The organism is Flavihumibacter solisilvae (assembly GCF_000814475.1).
Taxonomy (GTDB): domain Bacteria; phylum Bacteroidota; class Bacteroidia; order Chitinophagales; family Chitinophagaceae; genus Flavihumibacter; species Flavihumibacter solisilvae.
In genome coordinates this window covers 164,772-181,108 of record NZ_JSVC01000009.1, presented here as the reverse complement: position 1 = coordinate 181,108, position 16,337 = coordinate 164,772, and the positions used below count along the sequence as shown (strand labels likewise).

The following is a 16,337-nucleotide window of genomic DNA, read 5'->3' as shown; positions in this document are numbered from 1 at the left end:
TTATTTCAGTGTGATCACTGCCAGTACCGGGAAATGGTCTGATGGAAACTTTCCGAAGTAAGTATCCGTCAGTATACCCCATTTGGTAGTAGTGAACTGGCTTGTGGTGAAAATGTGATCGATGATATCCCTGCTTTGCCGCTTCGATAAACCAAATCCATTGAAGGAAGCATTGTTGGCATAAGGATGTTTCACTGCGCTATAGCTGTCATTCAGCCAGCCTGAAGTGGCAAGAACTTTATACCAGTCAGACTGCTGTGAACCATTAAGGTCGCCTGTAAAGATCACCGGGTCCTTACCTGCGATCTCTTTGATCTTCTGCAGGATCAGCTTGCTGCTTTCCTGCCTTGCCTGTACACCCTGGTGATCGAAGTGCGCATTGAAGAAATAGAATTTCTTGCCTGACTTTTTATCCTGTAACTGCACCCAGCTGCAGATCCGGTTGCAACAGGTTGCGTCCCATCCAAGAGAAGGTTTGTCCGGCGTCTGCGACAGCCAGAAGTCACCGCTCTTCAGCAATTTGAATTTGTCTTTCTTGAAATAAATAACGGAATGCTCGCCTTTGTCCTGGCCGTCATCACGTCCCTTACCATAGCGGTCGTATTCGGGCAACGCTGTGGAAATATCATCAAGCTGGTTCTTCAAACCTTCCTGGGTTCCCAGCACATCGAAGTCGTGAAACCGGATGAGGTCAACAACAACTGGTGCCCGGTCAACCCAGAGGTTTCCGCTGTCTTTTTTGTTGTCGAACCTGAGATTGTAAGTTCCAATGATCATCTGTTGTGCAAATGCAATCTGCACGGCAAGTAAAGCAATAATTGTGGTAAGGATCAACCTGGATTTGTTCATGTCTGTAATTAAATGTTGAAGTGAATTTATTACCATCCGGGATTCTGGCCAAGTGCCGGGTTCATCAGCAGGTCATTTTCCGGGATAGGATAGAGGTAGTTTTTGTTCTCCCACTTCCGCGGAATATTGTTCAGCCAGTTGATTTCTCCCTGTGTGTCACCACTCAACCGCTGCGGGTTGGCCGTTCCATTGATAATGTCTGAAACGTTGATGAATGTAACTCCCGCGATAGGCGCAGGCGCCGTGCCTTTGTAAAACAATACATCTGCTTTCCCGTCTTCGTTCAGGTCAATTGCCTGGTTGAGGTTGCTTACATAGAATCCGTTCCAGGACATTTCCAGTAATTCACCTTTCTTCCACCTTACCAGGTCGTTGAAACGGAGTCCTTCGAATACCAGTTCGATTCCTCTTTCCCGCCTGATCTCCAGCAATGCTGCATCAGCGATCCCGGGGAAGTAGTTGGATTGCAGGTAAGTGTCAACGATCACCGGTTTCATCGCTGTGTTACCGGTAATTCCCGCTCTTCTTCTCAGTGCACCGATCGTTTTGTTCCAGTCGTCGTCAGTCAGTGTGCCGAGTTCTGCTTTTGCTTCTGCATAGTTCAGCAAAACTTCAGCATACCTGATGATCGAAATGGAATTGGTATTGCGGGTGCCGCCATCAAAATACGTATCATCGAGCGTCCACTTGATGGGCTGGTAACCGGTATAGGTATACGAAAAAACGGGAGGAGCAGCTTCTGTTACGCCACCGTTGATCCGCTTGTAATCACCTGAACGGATGGTTTGCTTCAACCTGAGGTCACGGTTCTTTACCTCTTCTGCAAACGGCATTGTTTGGTATCCAGGAGTTTCAGTGAACGGTGTTCCATCAAGCTTCAGGTAGGTGTTGACAAACGTACGGGTGAGGCTCACCCTTGCGCCATAGGTTGCGCTGGTCCACCACCAGTTGGCATCATTGAGCACGTTCAGCGTCGCATCTGCAACTGCCGACAGGATGATCTCATTCGCTACCGGTGCATTGCTGATAAATAACTGGCGATAAGCTTTGTCAGCGCCGCCTGCAGTATTGAGCGAATAACCACCCTGTGCCATTACTGTTTCTGCAGCTGTAGCAGCTTCCTGGAGCCAGGTTTGTGATGTGCTACCCAGGCCTTCTGCGAGTCCGCCCGAGTAGTCATGGTATTTCCTGAATGTTCCTTCAAACAGGCAGATCCTTGACTTCACCGCATTTGCAACCATTTTGTTGATGGAGCTCCGCGAATTCTCCTGCGTTGCGCGCAGTTTGTCACAGGCAAAATTGATGTCTGCAAGTACTGAGTCCATCACCAGCTGACGTGAATCACGCTTATTGAAAAGTGACGGATCGTCAACGTTCATGGTCTTGCCGATCCAGGGTACTTCACCAAAGCGCTTCACCTTATCGTAGTAGAACCAGGCCCTGAAGAAGCGTGCCAGGCCGGTGTAATGGTCTTTTACGTCCTGTGGAAGGGGAGATGTACTGATATTCTCCAGGAAGTAGTTGACATTCCTTAAGGCAGTCCAGCTCCAGCCCGAACTTTGCCGGGGTGTAAATACTCCCGGCCTGATGAAATCAGGTACCGTGTTGCGGGCAGAATAGTCTGCCATTTCATCGATCCTGAAGATACTGTTCCCATCAGGCAGGTTGTCGTAAAATGAATTGGTGTACAACTCAATGCCGCGTTCGCTTCCAAAGATAGCATCACGCGAAATCGTGGCTTCGGGCTGTTGGTCCAGCTTGTCACAGCTGGTAAAAGCTGCACAGAGACCGGCTATTATAATCAGGTTTCTCATCTTATTTTCTGTTGAAAATTATTCGTTTACTGTATTACGTTAAAAGGTCACTGAAATTCCCATAGTATATCCTTTCAGCATCGGGTAGTTGTACCCGTTACCGGATGTACCACTGGTAACCACTGCATCAGAACCGCTGGTGTTTTCGACATCGATATCTTTTGTAACGCGGTAAAGCGGTGACCAGGTCCAGATGTTTTCACCTGACACATAAACCCTGGCAGCAGTCATTTTCAGTTTGCTGGTGAGTTGCTTGGGCAGGTTGTAACCAAGCTGGATATTCTTCAGCCTGATGTAAGCGATGTTCTGCAGGTATTTTGTCTGCGTCTGGTTCAGTACGCCGGCGCCGTTCTGTGCCGTGTAACCACGCAGCCTCGGCAGGTATGCGTCAGGGTTCTCTTCAGACCACATTTCATCTAAATGCCATTTGGGCATCCGGTTGTATGGCCTGTTGTATAAGCCCCAGAAATAGCTGGCTTCGCTACCTGGCCACCAATCCTGTTTTCCAACTCCCTGGAAGAATGCTGCAAAGAAGAAGTTGTTCCAGTCTGCATCGAGGGCAATGCCATAGGTATACCTTGGAGTTGAGTTGCCGATTATTCTCCTGTCACCCGGATTGCCTACCGTATTGGTGCCATTGTCAACCACTCCGTCACCGTTCAGGTCTGCCAGCTTGATATCACCCGGCAGGTAAATTCCGCTGTTGGAACCTTTCATGATGATCTGTTTCGGCGACTTGCTCACATCTTCTGCAGAGGTAAAATACCCAACAGTAGTGTAGCCCCAGATCTCGCCAACTTTCTGTCCAACGTAATAATCTGTCAACCTCTTGTCCGGGTTATTATATCGCGTGATCTCTGATTGGTTGTCTGCCAGTGTCAGGCGGATACCATAGTTAAATGGTTTGCGGCCTGCGCGGAAATAATCCTTCCATGTTAATGTAAGTTCCCAACCTTTTGTTTCGAGGTCTGCATAGTTTCCTTTAGGCACTCCTGTTCCAAATACCGCAGGAAGAGAAACACCATTTGTAAACATGTCCGTAGTCTTACGCTGGTAAGCATCGGCAGTAAGCGTCAGCCTGTTCGATACCATCCCAAGGTCAAGCCCGATATTGGTAGTAGTGGCTGTTTCCCAGGTGAGCCCGTCCGGTAATACGCCCGGCTGGCTGGTACGTTGCGGGCGGATGCCGTTGATGATCCGGCCCGACTGCGAAATGCTGAACTGCTCCTGGAATACATAGGAATTGATGTTTCCATTTCCCAGCGAACCATAAGAACCACGCAGCTTCAGGTCTGAAATAACCGTACGCGGCACATTCCAGAAGTTCTCATTGGAAACTCTCCATCCCGCTGATACAGAAGGGAAGAATGCATAACGCTCGTTTGCAGGGAATTTGCTCGATCCGTCATAACGTCCATTGAACTCAACAAGGTAACGGTCGCGGAAAGAATAGTTCAGTCTGTAGAATCCGCCCACGATCGCCCACTGTTCCCAGTTACCATTTGTAGTGATGGATTGACCAAGCGCGAGGTTGATATTGTCCGCATCCGGGTAAATAAGCCCATTGCGCTGTGTGGTTGACGACTGGTATTTTGATTGCTCATAGTTGAAACCTGCAGTGGCACGGAAGTTATGGCTGCGGCCAAATTTCTTTTCGTATTCGCCATAAATATTCGTTGCCAGGTATTCTGTTTTTGCATTGAACACCTGGATGTCGTTTGTGCTGGTTCCTACATATTCAATCACCCCCGGTTTCCGGCTATAGGGAACCGGTACACGCTTCTGCTGGTCGTTGTTATCGGTGTTGCGGATCGTGAAATCGCCTTTCAGTCGCAGTGTGTTTTTAATGATGTCTGCCACAAATCCTGTTGTGTTGCGGATCACCCTGCGGTTCATATCAATTCCATTCTTGCCATACCAGAAATCGCCGACAGTATATGCAGCAGAGTAGGAGAGTGTTCCATCAGGATTGAACATCGGCGCCATGTTATGGCCTTCATCTGCGATATTGCGCCAGATACTGCCCCCTTCGCCCACGTTAAGCGGGTTGTGGTATTGTTGTTTGCTGTAATCCATGTTGTTGTCGAACCTGAGCCAGGGAAATACCTGTATCGATCCTTTTGCCCGGAAGTTATAGGTCTTGAAATCATCCGAGTTATAACGGAACACACCATCCTGCCCGAAATATCTTCCTGTTACATAAAAGCTGGTCTTTTCACTGCTTCCCGAGAAAGCCAGGTTATGTTCTGTAGCACTGCTGTTCTTCTTATACAATTCCTTGATCCAGTCTGTGCTCCCGTAGTAAACGTATTCTCCATTGGCACCTACTTCCACTTTGGGAAGTGATGGATCCTTTGACCTGCGTTCGAATTCAGCGAGGTATTCCTGCGAAAAACGAACCGTCTTGTTCACATTCTGCGGGGTTTGTGAATAGTCGTTCCAGGCAGTCCATGCTTCGTTGAAATTCTTGGCAAACGTGTAACCGTCGGTAACAAAATCAGGAAGGGTCACCGGTTTTTTGATAGAATGGTTTACTGAGTAAGTGATGCTCATCTTTTCCTTTGCAGGACTTTTTGTGGTGATGAGTACAACACCAAATGAACCCCTCGCTCCATATACTGCTGCGGACGATGCGTCTTTCAACACCGTTACGCTGGCAATATCTGCGGGGTTGATCATACTGGGGTCGCCCTCTACACCATCGATCAGCACCAGTGCGCTTCCGCCCTGGCCGATAGAGGTAGTTCCACGTACATTGTAGGTGGGTGACTGGATCGGTTTTCCATCTGCAATGCGCAGGTTTAGGTTGGGGATCACACCCTGCAATCCCTGCGTAACATTCGGGAGCGCCCTGTTCTCAAATACTTCCGATGACACCTGTGCAACTGCGCCGGTGAGGTTTACTTTCTTTTGTGTTCCGTAACCCACCACCACAACTGCGCTCATGGCATCGCCCGATTGTGATAACTGGAATGGGAAACTGATGCTTTCACCACCATTGTAGCGGATGGTTGTAGACTGCAGCGTATACCCTACATGCGATAACCTGAACACATAAGCTTTGCCGGCCTTCAGGTTGCCGGTTGTAAAAACTCCGTCATTGTTGGTTGTAAGATTGTCAATAATGGTGCTGTCACTGTCCTTAATGGTAACACTTACACCGGGAAGCGCTTCTCCCTGTGGGTTTTTGACCACGCCTTTGACAGTGCCTGTCGACTGGCCAAATACAGCCAGGTTGAAAAGACATAGCAGGTAAATAAGCAGTTGTCTCATGTTAGTGAGGTGATTTTTGATTATTGTTATGGTGAGTAAATACAATACAGGTCCGGTCCCGGAATCGGGATTTTTTCAAATGGCCACGCAATACAACTTATAGTGGGAACTGTTAACCGGTTGGTTCGTGGCGCGAAAGTATAAGTGGAATGTTAAGGGATTGTTATTGGCAGATTACCCAATTATTACCAAGGAGATCTTTTCTTTTGTTCGGGTGTCGAATTGTAATCATAGATGGCATTTTAATCGTTTTCAAAGGCTATATGTAATAAATGTACAATGCCCGAATTGCGTTGCCAAGGTCAGGAAGGATTAAAAATTTGATTTCGGTTATGCATCAGCGTAAACCTACCTGTTAAACCTTTGTTTTTACCATAATTACCAGATTTTAGTCGGTTAGTAATGATTTACTTTTTATTTTTAGTCTGCCATGAAAAAAACAAAGGTTGCCCTGCTCGGTGCAGGTTTTATCACCGATATACATTTTGAAAGTTATCACCGCTTCATTCCCGAAGCGGAAGTAGTTGCCGTATATGCGCGTAATGCCGATAAAGCGAAAGCATTTGCACAGAAACATAATATCCCCCAGTGGTACGATGACCTGGATAAGATCATCAACGAATCCGGCTGCGAAGTGGTGGACATCTGCCTGCCGAATTTCCTGCATGCCAAAGCCGCCCTTTCAGCCGCCAAAGCAGGTAAACATGTGATCATTGAAAAGCCGATTGCCCTCACCCTCGAGGAAGCGGATGAAATGATCGCGGCCTGTAAAAAGGCCAATGTTAAACTGATGTATGCGGAGGAACTGTGTTTTGCCCCCAAATATGAGCGGGTACGCAGCATGGTGAAACAGGGCGCGGTCGGCCAGCTGTATATGCTGAAACAGGGCGAGAAGCATTCAGGTCCGCATTCAGACTGGTTCTACGACAAGGACCAGGCTGGGGGCGGGGTACTGATGGACATGGGATGCCACGCCATTGCATGGTTCCGTTGGATGTTAAATAATGCAAAAGCCGTAAGCGTATATGCCACAATGGCAACAGTTTTTCATAAAGGTCGCACGGTTTGTGAGGATAATTCAGTTGTGATCGTTGAATTTGAGAACGGTGTTACGGCAGTTGCGGAGAACAGCTGGGCAAAACATGGTGGTATGGACGACCGCTGCGAAGTGTACGGTACCGGCGGTGTAGTGTATGCCGACCTGTTCATGGGAAATGCAGCCGTGTCATACAGCCGTGAAGGTTATGACTACGCAATGGAGAAAGCCGATACGACTGTGGGCTGGAGTTTTACGATCTATGAAGAAGTTTTCAACCAGGGATACCCGCACGAACTGAAGCATTTCATTGAGTGTATCCAACAGGATAAGCAACCCCTGGTAACGGGCGAAGACGGTCGCGCCGTACTTGAAATTATATATGCTGCTTATGCTTCCGCAGCAGCGGGAAAAAAGATCATGCTTCCCTTTGAACCAAAAGTGTCGAAACCAATCGACCTTTGGCTCGGAACCAACCAATAGCTCGCTGTTCAAATTATAGCCGATGAAAGTTTTTGTAGCAGACAATTACGAGGAAATGTCAAGGATGGCATTGCAGGATGTTTTACAACTGATGCAATTGCGGACCGAACCTTTGATCTGTGTGGCGTCGGGTGATAGTCCCGCAGGTCTTTATAGTCAACTTGTCGATGAAGTGCGTAACAAACGCATTGACGTCAGTCACTGGAACTTCGTCGGACTCGACGAATGGGTTGGACTGAACGGCAGTGATGAAGGCAGTTGCCGGTATCACCTCGATAACCAACTATTCAATCCTTTGCATGTTGCTGAAGCAAAGCTCCGGTTTTTCGATGGCAGGGCCGCCGATATGGAAAAGGAGATCGAAGAGGTTGAATCATTTATCGAAAAAAATAATGATATCGACGTGGCAATCGTTGGACTGGGACTGAATGGCCATATCGGGATGAATGAACCCGGAACGGACGCCACATCCCGCTCACATATTGCAAAGCTTGATCCCACAACCATCCAGGTTGCGCAGAAATATTTTACGGGCGAACAGGAACTGACTTTTGGCGTTACGCTGGGTCTCGAAACCATCTTCGATGCGAAACACATTTTGCTGCTGGTTAGTGGCGCAAAAAAAGCAGCCATAGTCAAACTCATGCTGGAGGCAGAGATCTCCACCCAGATTCCGGCCACGCTGTTTCGCACGCACCCGGGCTTGCGCATTTACCTTGACAAAGAAGCCGCCACATTGGTTGCTGACCAACTGGAAAATGAATAACCAATTGCATATAGGAATTGACCTGGGCGGCACGAATATCCGTGCGGGACTTCTTGATGGAAAAGAACTCACATCCATCCATTCCAAACGGATCAATGCCAAAGGTAGTGCTGACGAAGTGCTGGATGATGTCTTTGAACTGGTGGAAAAACTTCGGTCGGAAAATGTCGGCTCCATTGGAATCGGAGTACCGGGCCTGGTGGACCTTGATAAAGGTGAAGTTTTTGATGTGATCAATATTCCGTCGTGGACACATATTGCCCTGAAACAGATCCTGGAAGACAGGTTCAAGATCCCCGTGTTTGTAAATAATGATGCGAACTGCTTTGCGCTGGGCGAATATCATTTTGGAAAAGGATTGGGAACCGGGTCCATGATCGGGCTCACGATCGGGTCCGGACTAGGTACCGGGATCATCATCGATGGGAAACTCTATGCAGGCAGACATTGCGGTGCGGGGGAGTTCGGGATGATGGATTATAAGGATCATTATCTTGAATACTATGCCAGCGGCCAGTTTTTTTGGAACATTCATCATATAGATGGTGAAACTGTCTTTAAGCGGGCATCAGCAGGAGACGCGACGGCACTTGCCATGTACGAAGAACTTGGTGGCCACCTGGGCAATGCCATCAAGCGTATCCTGTATGCGCTCGACATCAATCACTTTGTACTGGGCGGATCAGTTCGTTTTGCATATCCCTTTTTCCGCGACAGTTTATGGAGTTCACTCGAAACCTTTGCATACAGGAATACTATCGAGACGCTTAAGATTGAAAGCTCCGAACTTGAAAACGCCGGGCTGCTGGGCGCCGCAGCGCTTTACCTTACCTGATCATTGTTTAGTTTTATAGTATTAAACATGTGGCTATGGTAACTGATTCCCATGCTGCACAATTTGCCGTGCAGCTTGCCCTCGGATTCCTGGAACGCGTCTGGGGTCCACAGCACGAGCTTGATGCAATCGATGAGCTGATGACAGAAGACTACAGCATTGTCAGCGGCGGCACTCTTATCGAAGGCCGGAATGCCTTCAAGGAATGGGTCCGTGAATTCCAGCGGGTACTTCCCCAGGCCCGCACAGTGAACCAGGAAATATTTGCGAATGCTACCGGTGACCTGGTCGTTAGCAGGTGGATCTGCACCGGCAGCAACAATGGAATATTCGGACTGCCACCCGACGGCCGGCTCGTTTCATTTACCGGGATCTCTATCTGGAAGGTCCGGGACCAACGCTTATCGGAATGCTGGGTGGAAAGAAGCGCCCTCGAACTCTATAAGGAGCTTAGTGCGCTTGCCTGAACATTATGCTAAGCCAAAGCTTTCTTAATAGCTGCCGCTGCATATAGCAATGCAGACTGCACTGCAGGGACATGCGCCAGCGGGTTTAGCAATCCATAATCATGGATGAGTCCCATATACCTCACCAGTGTGACATCCACACCAGCTTCATCCAGTTTTCGGGCGTATGCTTCTCCTTCGTCACGCAACACATCGTTTTCTGCTACCTGCACAAGTGCCGGTGGCAAACCCTTAAGTTCACTCAAAGAAGCCTGTAAGGGTGACGCATATTTCTCTTTCCGCTTCTGGGCATCGGCGAGGTAATTGTCCCAGAACCACTTCATCATATTCTTCGTAAGGAATCGCTGGGTCGCAAATTTATTGTAAGATTCAGTTTCAAAATCAGCATTGGTCACCGGCCAGAACAGCACCTGGAGTTTGATCGCCGGACCTTTTTTATCGTTTGCCATCTGTGCGACCACGGCTGTCATATTCCCGCCCACACTATTGCCTACAATGGCAAGCTTGGCTCCGTCAACATTGATCTCCTTTCCGTTCGCAGCCACCCACTTTGTTGCGGCATATGCTTCGTTAATAGCTACAGGATAAGCAGCTTCGGGCGACCTTGTATATTCCACAAATACGGCAGCTGCACCAGATGCTACCACAAGGTCACGGACAAATCTCTTATGCGTGGGAAAGTCTCCCAGCACCCAGCCACCACCATGGAAGAACATGAAAGCAGGAAGTGTACCGGAAACCCCTGAAGGTCTCATGATAAAAAGCTTGACGGAAAGTCCGTCTGCACTGATCGTCTTCTCGCTGATGTCCACACCTGAAACATCAACTTCTACTGAGGTCTGTGCACCCTCAAGTACCGCGCGAGCTTCACCGGGTTGCATCTGTTCCATTGGCTTGCCGCCACCACTGTTCAGCGCTTTGAGAAACGCCTTCGTTTTTACTTCGATCGCGGGATCATTTGCCGCGTCAATTGACTGTGTGCCCTTGCTTTCCTTTTGGATAGTTGAGTCCATAAATAATGATTTACTGGGTGACAAAACTAGTTCCCATGCCAGGCCGGATCAATGGTCAAAAGGTACATTCAAAGGTACATTTCGTATTAAAGGGAATTTGTTTTAAATTCAGCAGGCCATGAAAAGGAAAACTTTTCTCGCAGCTTTGAGCCTGCCGGTTGTCTCTGCAGTAATTCCTGGTAAAGAGATCCCCGGAATGGAGGACTTTTGTAAGACACAACGCGACCAGGAAGGACCATTTTACAAAGCAGATGCGCCGCAGCGTTCCATGATTGAAAAAGACGGAGTTCCCCTTACCATAGAAGGCAGGATCTTTAAAGGATCCGACTGTAAATCACCTGTAGCAGGTGCAGTAGTTGATATCTGGCATTGTGACCGGAACGGTGATTATGACAATGAGGGTTTCAAGTGCCGCGGTATGGTAAAGACTGATTTGGAGGGCAGGTATACGTTCAGCAGTATTTACCCGCCATCTTATGGTAACCGGCCCAGGCATATCCATGTTAAGGTGAGGGCCGAAGGTTTTGAAGAGCTGACGACACAGATCTATTTCAAGGGTGATAAGAATATCCGGAATGATTTTGCGAGGAATGCCGACGCATCGCGGGTGATCGAACTGGTTACGGAGGGGAATATGCGAAAGGGGCATTTTGATATCTACCTGTAAGAAAAAGTCATCATCAATTAAATGCCATGAATAACAGAATCCTGAAGTTTACCCTCGTATTGGGAACGATCCTTTTGTCCACAACCGGTATTAAAGCGCAGGAGCAGTCTGCAAGTCCTGCCGCAACCACCGCCGGTAAAGTAGGCGGTGCAAATGTTACCATCACTTATAGTAGTCCATCAGTAAAAGGCCGCCAGATCTGGGGCGGACTGGTTCCCTACGACAAGGCCTGGCGTGCCGGAGCCAACAAAGCGACTGTACTGATGACAGACAAGGACATCCAGCTGGAAGGCCAGACGCTGAAAGCCGGTTCATACAGCCTGTTTGCCGTTCCTGGTCAGCAGGAATGGAAAGTGATCCTTAATTCGGAAACAGGTCAATGGGGCATAAAGCGGGGCGGTGAAGCCAACCGTGATCCGGCGAAAGATGTAATGACGCTTACGGTGAAGCCGGAGAAGAACGCGATGACAGAAAAGCTGACTTATGAAGTGGCCAATGATGCGATCATCCTGAAGTGGGAAAACTTACAGGTGCCCATTAAGGCCAAGGGCTAATCATTGATGTTTCCCGGGCAGCATAGGCACAAAGGAGAAAAGGTCAAATTCCTCTTTTAGAACTCCGTCTGCCTGCCTCGTGATCCGCATCATGCGCTGGAAGCCGGCCTTCCCGACAGGTAAGACCATAAAGCCACGCATGGACAGCTGGTTAACAAGGGAAAACGGAATTTCAGGTGGTGCGGCCGTGATCAGGATCCGGTCATAGGGTGCGTGATCCGGCCAGCCAAGAAAGCCATCTCCATAACAGAAGTGCAGGTTCTCATATCTTTTGAGGTATGCCAGTTCCTGCACTTTTTCATATAGTTTCTTCTGTCTTTCAATCGTATAAATTTCTGCGCCCATTTCTGCAAGTACAGCCGCCTGGTATGCACTGCCGGTACCGATTTCCATGACTTTGGTACCCGGATCAACATCGAGCAATTCGCTCTGGTAGGCAACCGTATATGGCTGGGAAATGGTTTGTCCTTCCCCAATGGGAAAGGCCCTGTCAACATATGCCTTGTCGTGTAGTTCTTCCGGCATGAAAAGTTGTCGCGGTACTTTTGAAATGGCGGCCAGCACCCGTTCATCATCGATCCCTTTCCTGCGGATTCCGGCTACCAGTGAGTTTCGCCGGACGATATCTTTAGGTCTGTCATAATATTCTTCCAATGGAGATAGGGTTATCCCTGGAAAGGATCAAAAATTATTCCATGGCGGCACCGGATGCAACCAAAAAGCCTGTTCCTGCTTCTTTGGTATATCCGCATTCTTTTACTAATTTGTTAATATGCCGGCCAGGTTTTACGATATCATTCAAAAGTTCCTGCGCGAGCCTGTTGCGCTCGACCTGAGTGATGTGTATACCTGGTCATTTCCGGAATTTGTTCCATTCTGCCTGCATCTCTATTACTTCTCCAGCTTCAAGGCCTTTAAAGGCATTACCCAGGCCCGATAACCTGAGCTGTCCAGGCCTGGGATGATTTGCGTGTACCTTCTTGTTAATCCGGAAATTCTAATGACATGCAGCAAAATCAAGAACCTGTTTCAATCGCTGGAAGCTTTGTGCAGATCCTGGTACTGTTAAACGTAATAGTGATCAAATACGCCTTTATTTATAACCTTGACTGGTACAAAGTGGAGTATTGCTTCCTGCCCCTGCTGGTAATAGCTATGCTGGCGCAGAAAAAGAAGGCATAGGACCGGGGGACGTCAAAATAACATCAGTATTTAGCAAATTCCAGTCGGATCAGGATGATGAAATGAAATAGTTTTATCAGTTATGGGTAAAAATATTTCAATAAGTTTTTTATTTATTGCTGCACTATTCTGTGCATTGAATGCAGCAGGTCAATACAGCTTTACTACCGATTATTTCAGGATCAGTATCAATAACAAAGGTTGGGTCACAAGTATGAAAAACATTACCGTGCAGCCCAATCGTGAATTCAGTCCAAAGGACAAGCCTTCGCCCTTAATGAGTCTTTATGATAGCAAAAGGAAAATCTACTATCAACCTGTTAAGGCTTTATATGCAAACGAAAACAAAACCCTGGCACTAAATTATTCCAACGGATCAGTAGCGAAGATCACCATTCAATCAGAAGAAAAATATTTCAAATTGACGCTTCAATCTCTCACTCCTCGGAGGGGAATTGATGTAATTCAATGGGGATCTTTTCATACCAACATCACTAACCTGTTGGGAGAAATAATTGGTGTGAGTCGCGATACCAGCACTGCAGTGAATTATGCTATTGGAATACTTGCACTAAACGATAATACAATTGGCGGTTTAGCAGAAACAATTGGCGACGCCGCGCCATTTCAATATATTATTCATTCGCCGGATCCCGGGCGTTATCCATTGCCCGACAGTTTACATGAAGGGCAGGTCTTTACGCTTGGTGGTAATGGTATCAGTGATGTGGCTTTTTATGCGCACAAAGAGCCGTGGTACAGGATCATGTACGGCAATGCTGCTCTGGTTGACGACAAAGGAAGAATATCTATTGCTTACCAATCGAGGGAACGGTCCTTTGAAAGGGAAATTTCGTTTTCACTCATCCCCAATATGGCTGCCAATACGCCAAACCATTTACAGGTACAGCCATTGCCGGGAGTGGATTTTATCGGTTCATCAGTTGCTTTATGGGGTAGTGCTGATAGTACCGCTTTGCTGGATGTGGTACAGGATATTGTGCTGTCGGAAGGGCTGCCATATCCGGCGATCAATGGAAAATGGGTCAAAGACCCTGCCTCGTATGTTCCCGATGCAATTACCAGCGGTGGTTTATATGATAGCATTATATCGTATACCTCAAGACTTGGCTTAAAAACAATCAGTCTTTATGACCAGGGCTTTTTGCGGCCCGACAGAAGCAATGATGGCTATATTGATGGCAAAGAATTTAAAAACAAACCGCTGAAGCTTACAGCCGGAAATGTTTCACATAAAGAATTTGCAGGCATGGCCGCAAAACATAGTATCACTATTGGAAGAACATCGATCACCAACTCCCTGGCTCCCGGAACCAAAGATGCCAGTCCGGTGCCAGCCGATAGTTTGTGTTATCAGCAAAAACGTTTGCTGGCAAAAAGCATCAATGCAAATGACACGGTCATTATTGTGGATGACCCAACGCATCTTGAAGAGATTGCAAGCTGGGAAGGACACGCTGCGAATCTGAACATGATAAAAATCGGTAAGGAGCTTATTCATTACCTGGGTGTTTCTGATTCCAGGCCTTACCGGCTGTTAAATGTAAAACGGGGATACTGGAATACAATACCGTCAAACCATAGTAACGGAGATACAATTTACAAACTCCAGGTGACACTCAATTATGGGTACGATGGAGTGATTCCGAATATGCAGTTACAGGACAAAATTGCGGAATACTATGCAGATGTATGTTTCATTAACGGGTTGCGGTATTATGATTTTGACGGCCAGGAATTTTTGTTCAATAACGGCCACGGCTATTATTCAGCCAAACGCTTTTTTCATAAAATGTTTGACAGGGCAAAGGCTCTGGGTGTTTCCTATATCCGTTTTACCGGTGCTACATTGTCTGAAGGTTCGTGGCATTATCAAAGCATCTGGAATGTTGGCGGTGGAAAAAATCTGTATGATGTGAACACAAGGGAATGGGGAAGCACTACCAGCCAGGGCAAGGATCTTAGGGATGTAACATATTCCAATTATTTCCCAGTAGGTATGGGAGGAAATTTCGCTATAAATGCCGATTCAAAAGTGCAGGATTACGAGCATGTGCAGGCTATATCCGTGGGTATTGGCACAACATACAGCTTGTATCTGAATCAAAAAGATGTTGAAAGTTGCCCGCAAAAAGAACCAATTTTTAAAGTGATAAGAACCTGGGAAAATGCAAGAGCTGCCAATGCTTTTCCCCGATGGGTAAAAAAAGAACTAGCTGACGCTTCACAATCTTTTCACCTTGAAGAAGTGGATAAGGATCATTGGAATTTATATAAAGTAGATGCTAATGGGTCGAATAAGCGGTTTTTCGTCGGGTTGACAAGAGATAAATTGTAAAAGACTTCGTCGCAGTATTCACTTTTCCCTAAACGCAGTAGGAGTGGCTCTTGTCTGGGTTTTGAAAAAATTGGAAAAATAGGCATGATCTATAAATCCAAGTTCAAAAGCGATTTCTTTTATAGAAAGTTCTGTTGACTGGAGAAGCCGTTTGGCTTCCAGCAGAACCCGTTGTTGAATCAACTGAGTTGCAGATACGCCGAGGTTTTTCCTGCAAAGGATATTCAGGTAGTTGGCTGATATATTAAGTTTGGATGCATAAAAATTAACCAGCTTTTCTTCTTTAAAATGTCGTTCAATAAGCATTTTGAAGTTAGCGAGCCTAGGATTTGACTGGTACACTTTAAGATCTGTGAAAAGATTTTCGGCCTCTTTGCTTACAATTGCGGCAATGACTGCGGCCCTTGCGCTGATAATATCCTTAAGAGAGTTGCCTGTGCTGAGTTCATCCTTTATTGCATCAAACTCGTACTTCAACAGTTTGAAACTGTTATTGACCAGTGGAATCACCGGGTGGTTCATATAATTCGTAAACGAAAACCGGAAGTACGGAGCAAAACGTTCAAAAAAAACACGATCAATCATTAACTGGTACCCGATTGTTTTGGGTTCAATATCCCATCGGTGTACCTGGCCTGGAAATAGCACGTGCACCTGCCTGTTCTCTATCGGGTAATCATGAAAATCTATAGTGTGTATGCCTTTTGCCCTGTCAAATAATATGATAATAAAAAAATCGTGCTTATGTGGTTTGTCAATATGCTTTTCCCCACGCAACTCGTTAAACAGCAGTTCGTCCCGGCCTGCCAGTTGACCTTTCCTGAACTCCTGGATACCTAAAACCGGTACATATTTACCTTTACCCGGTAGCTTCGCCATTAAAACTGTTTGCTGTTGTTAAAGTGCCCATGGGAAATTAATAAAAATAACAGCACATTCTTTGCGAAATCCATCCGGATACTTGAGGAATTTGTCACTGCATTACTGAATAGTGATAAATCTTTCAAGGGTTGGAATAAATCCTGCACACAGCAATCGG

15 protein-coding genes are annotated in these 16,337 nt (G+C 46.9%); 9 read left to right on the top strand and 6 right to left on the bottom strand.

Features of this window, described 5'->3' with window-relative positions; genetic code table 11:
• Genes OI18_RS08795 through OI18_RS08785 form a run of 3 tightly spaced genes read right to left on the bottom strand, consistent with a single transcriptional unit; the run spans nt 1 to nt 5,936 of the window.
• Nucleotides 1-849 (bottom strand): endonuclease/exonuclease/phosphatase family protein, encoded by an 849-nt coding sequence (locus tag OI18_RS08795; RefSeq protein ID WP_039139067.1) that lies wholly within the window; start codon nt 847-849, stop codon nt 1-3.
• A 29-nt stretch (nt 850-878) separates the two neighbouring features.
• Nucleotides 879-2,663 carry a RagB/SusD family nutrient uptake outer membrane protein gene (locus tag OI18_RS08790; RefSeq protein ID WP_039139065.1) on the bottom strand — a complete coding sequence of 595 codons (1,785 nt, stop codon included), beginning with the start codon at nt 2,661-2,663 and terminating at the stop codon, nt 879-881.
• Nucleotides 2,664-2,702: 39 nt separating this feature from the next.
• Entirely contained in the window at nt 2,703-5,936 is a 3,234-nt protein-coding gene (locus tag OI18_RS08785) for a SusC/RagA family TonB-linked outer membrane protein (protein ID WP_082037906.1), read from the bottom strand.
• Nucleotides 5,937-6,366: 430 nt separating this feature from the next.
• Between OI18_RS08785 and OI18_RS08780 the strand changes: the two genes are divergently transcribed.
• From OI18_RS08780 to OI18_RS08765, 4 genes are read left to right on the top strand one after another with little or no spacing between them, the layout of a single operon-like run.
• Nucleotides 6,367-7,455, top strand: coding sequence for a Gfo/Idh/MocA family protein (locus tag OI18_RS08780; protein WP_039139063.1), 1,089 nt, complete (start codon nt 6,367-6,369; stop codon nt 7,453-7,455).
• 22 nt (nt 7,456-7,477) lie between these two features.
• A complete protein-coding gene (locus OI18_RS08775) occupies nt 7,478-8,221 on the top strand; it encodes a glucosamine-6-phosphate deaminase (RefSeq protein ID WP_039139061.1) in 744 nt (247 codons plus the stop codon).
• A complete protein-coding gene (locus OI18_RS08770) occupies nt 8,214-9,056 on the top strand; it encodes an ROK family protein (RefSeq protein ID WP_052273011.1) in 843 nt (280 codons plus the stop codon). The genes OI18_RS08775 and OI18_RS08770 overlap by 8 nt, the downstream gene beginning before the upstream one ends.
• Before the next feature lie 35 nt (nt 9,057-9,091).
• Entirely contained in the window at nt 9,092-9,523 is a 432-nt protein-coding gene (locus OI18_RS08765; RefSeq protein ID WP_052273010.1) for an ester cyclase, read from the top strand.
• Between the two features lie 8 nt (nt 9,524-9,531).
• Here OI18_RS08765 and OI18_RS08760 read toward each other — a convergent pair whose 3' ends face one another.
• Entirely contained in the window at nt 9,532-10,536 is a 1,005-nt protein-coding gene (locus tag OI18_RS08760; protein ID WP_052273009.1) for an alpha/beta hydrolase, read from the bottom strand.
• Between the two features lie 118 nt (nt 10,537-10,654).
• Here OI18_RS08760 and OI18_RS08755 point away from each other — a divergent pair, with 118 nt between their 5' ends.
• The gene (locus OI18_RS08755) at nt 10,655-11,203 is read left to right on the top strand and encodes a dioxygenase family protein (RefSeq protein WP_052273008.1); all 549 of its coding nucleotides are present in this window, start codon (nt 10,655-10,657) and stop codon (nt 11,201-11,203) included.
• Between the two features lie 26 nt (nt 11,204-11,229).
• Nucleotides 11,230-11,757, top strand: coding sequence for a DUF2911 domain-containing protein (locus OI18_RS08750; RefSeq protein ID WP_039139059.1), 528 nt, complete (start codon nt 11,230-11,232; stop codon nt 11,755-11,757).
• On the opposite strand, the gene OI18_RS08745 is transcribed toward OI18_RS08750, so the two are convergent.
• The gene (locus OI18_RS08745) at nt 11,758-12,411 is read right to left on the bottom strand and encodes a protein-L-isoaspartate(D-aspartate) O-methyltransferase (protein WP_039139056.1); all 654 of its coding nucleotides are present in this window, start codon (nt 12,409-12,411) and stop codon (nt 11,758-11,760) included.
• Between the two features lie 118 nt (nt 12,412-12,529).
• Between OI18_RS08745 and OI18_RS24670 the strand changes: the two genes are divergently transcribed.
• From OI18_RS24670 to OI18_RS08740, 3 genes are all read left to right on the top strand, one after another.
• Nucleotides 12,530-12,697 carry a hypothetical protein gene (locus tag OI18_RS24670; RefSeq protein WP_160290209.1) on the top strand — a complete coding sequence of 56 codons (168 nt, stop codon included), beginning with the start codon at nt 12,530-12,532 and terminating at the stop codon, nt 12,695-12,697.
• Between the two features lie 65 nt (nt 12,698-12,762).
• Complete coding sequence (locus OI18_RS24665) at nt 12,763-12,939, top strand: hypothetical protein (RefSeq protein ID WP_160290208.1); 177 nt, start codon at nt 12,763-12,765, stop codon at nt 12,937-12,939.
• A gap of 82 nt (nt 12,940-13,021) precedes the next feature.
• A complete protein-coding gene (locus OI18_RS08740; protein ID WP_240312741.1) occupies nt 13,022-15,298 on the top strand; it encodes a hypothetical protein in 2,277 nt (758 codons plus the stop codon).
• A gap of 18 nt (nt 15,299-15,316) precedes the next feature.
• On the opposite strand, the gene OI18_RS08735 is transcribed toward OI18_RS08740, so the two are convergent.
• The gene (locus tag OI18_RS08735) at nt 15,317-16,177 is read right to left on the bottom strand and encodes a helix-turn-helix domain-containing protein (RefSeq protein ID WP_052273007.1); all 861 of its coding nucleotides are present in this window, start codon (nt 16,175-16,177) and stop codon (nt 15,317-15,319) included.
• Between the last annotated feature and the right edge of the window lie 160 nt (nt 16,178-16,337).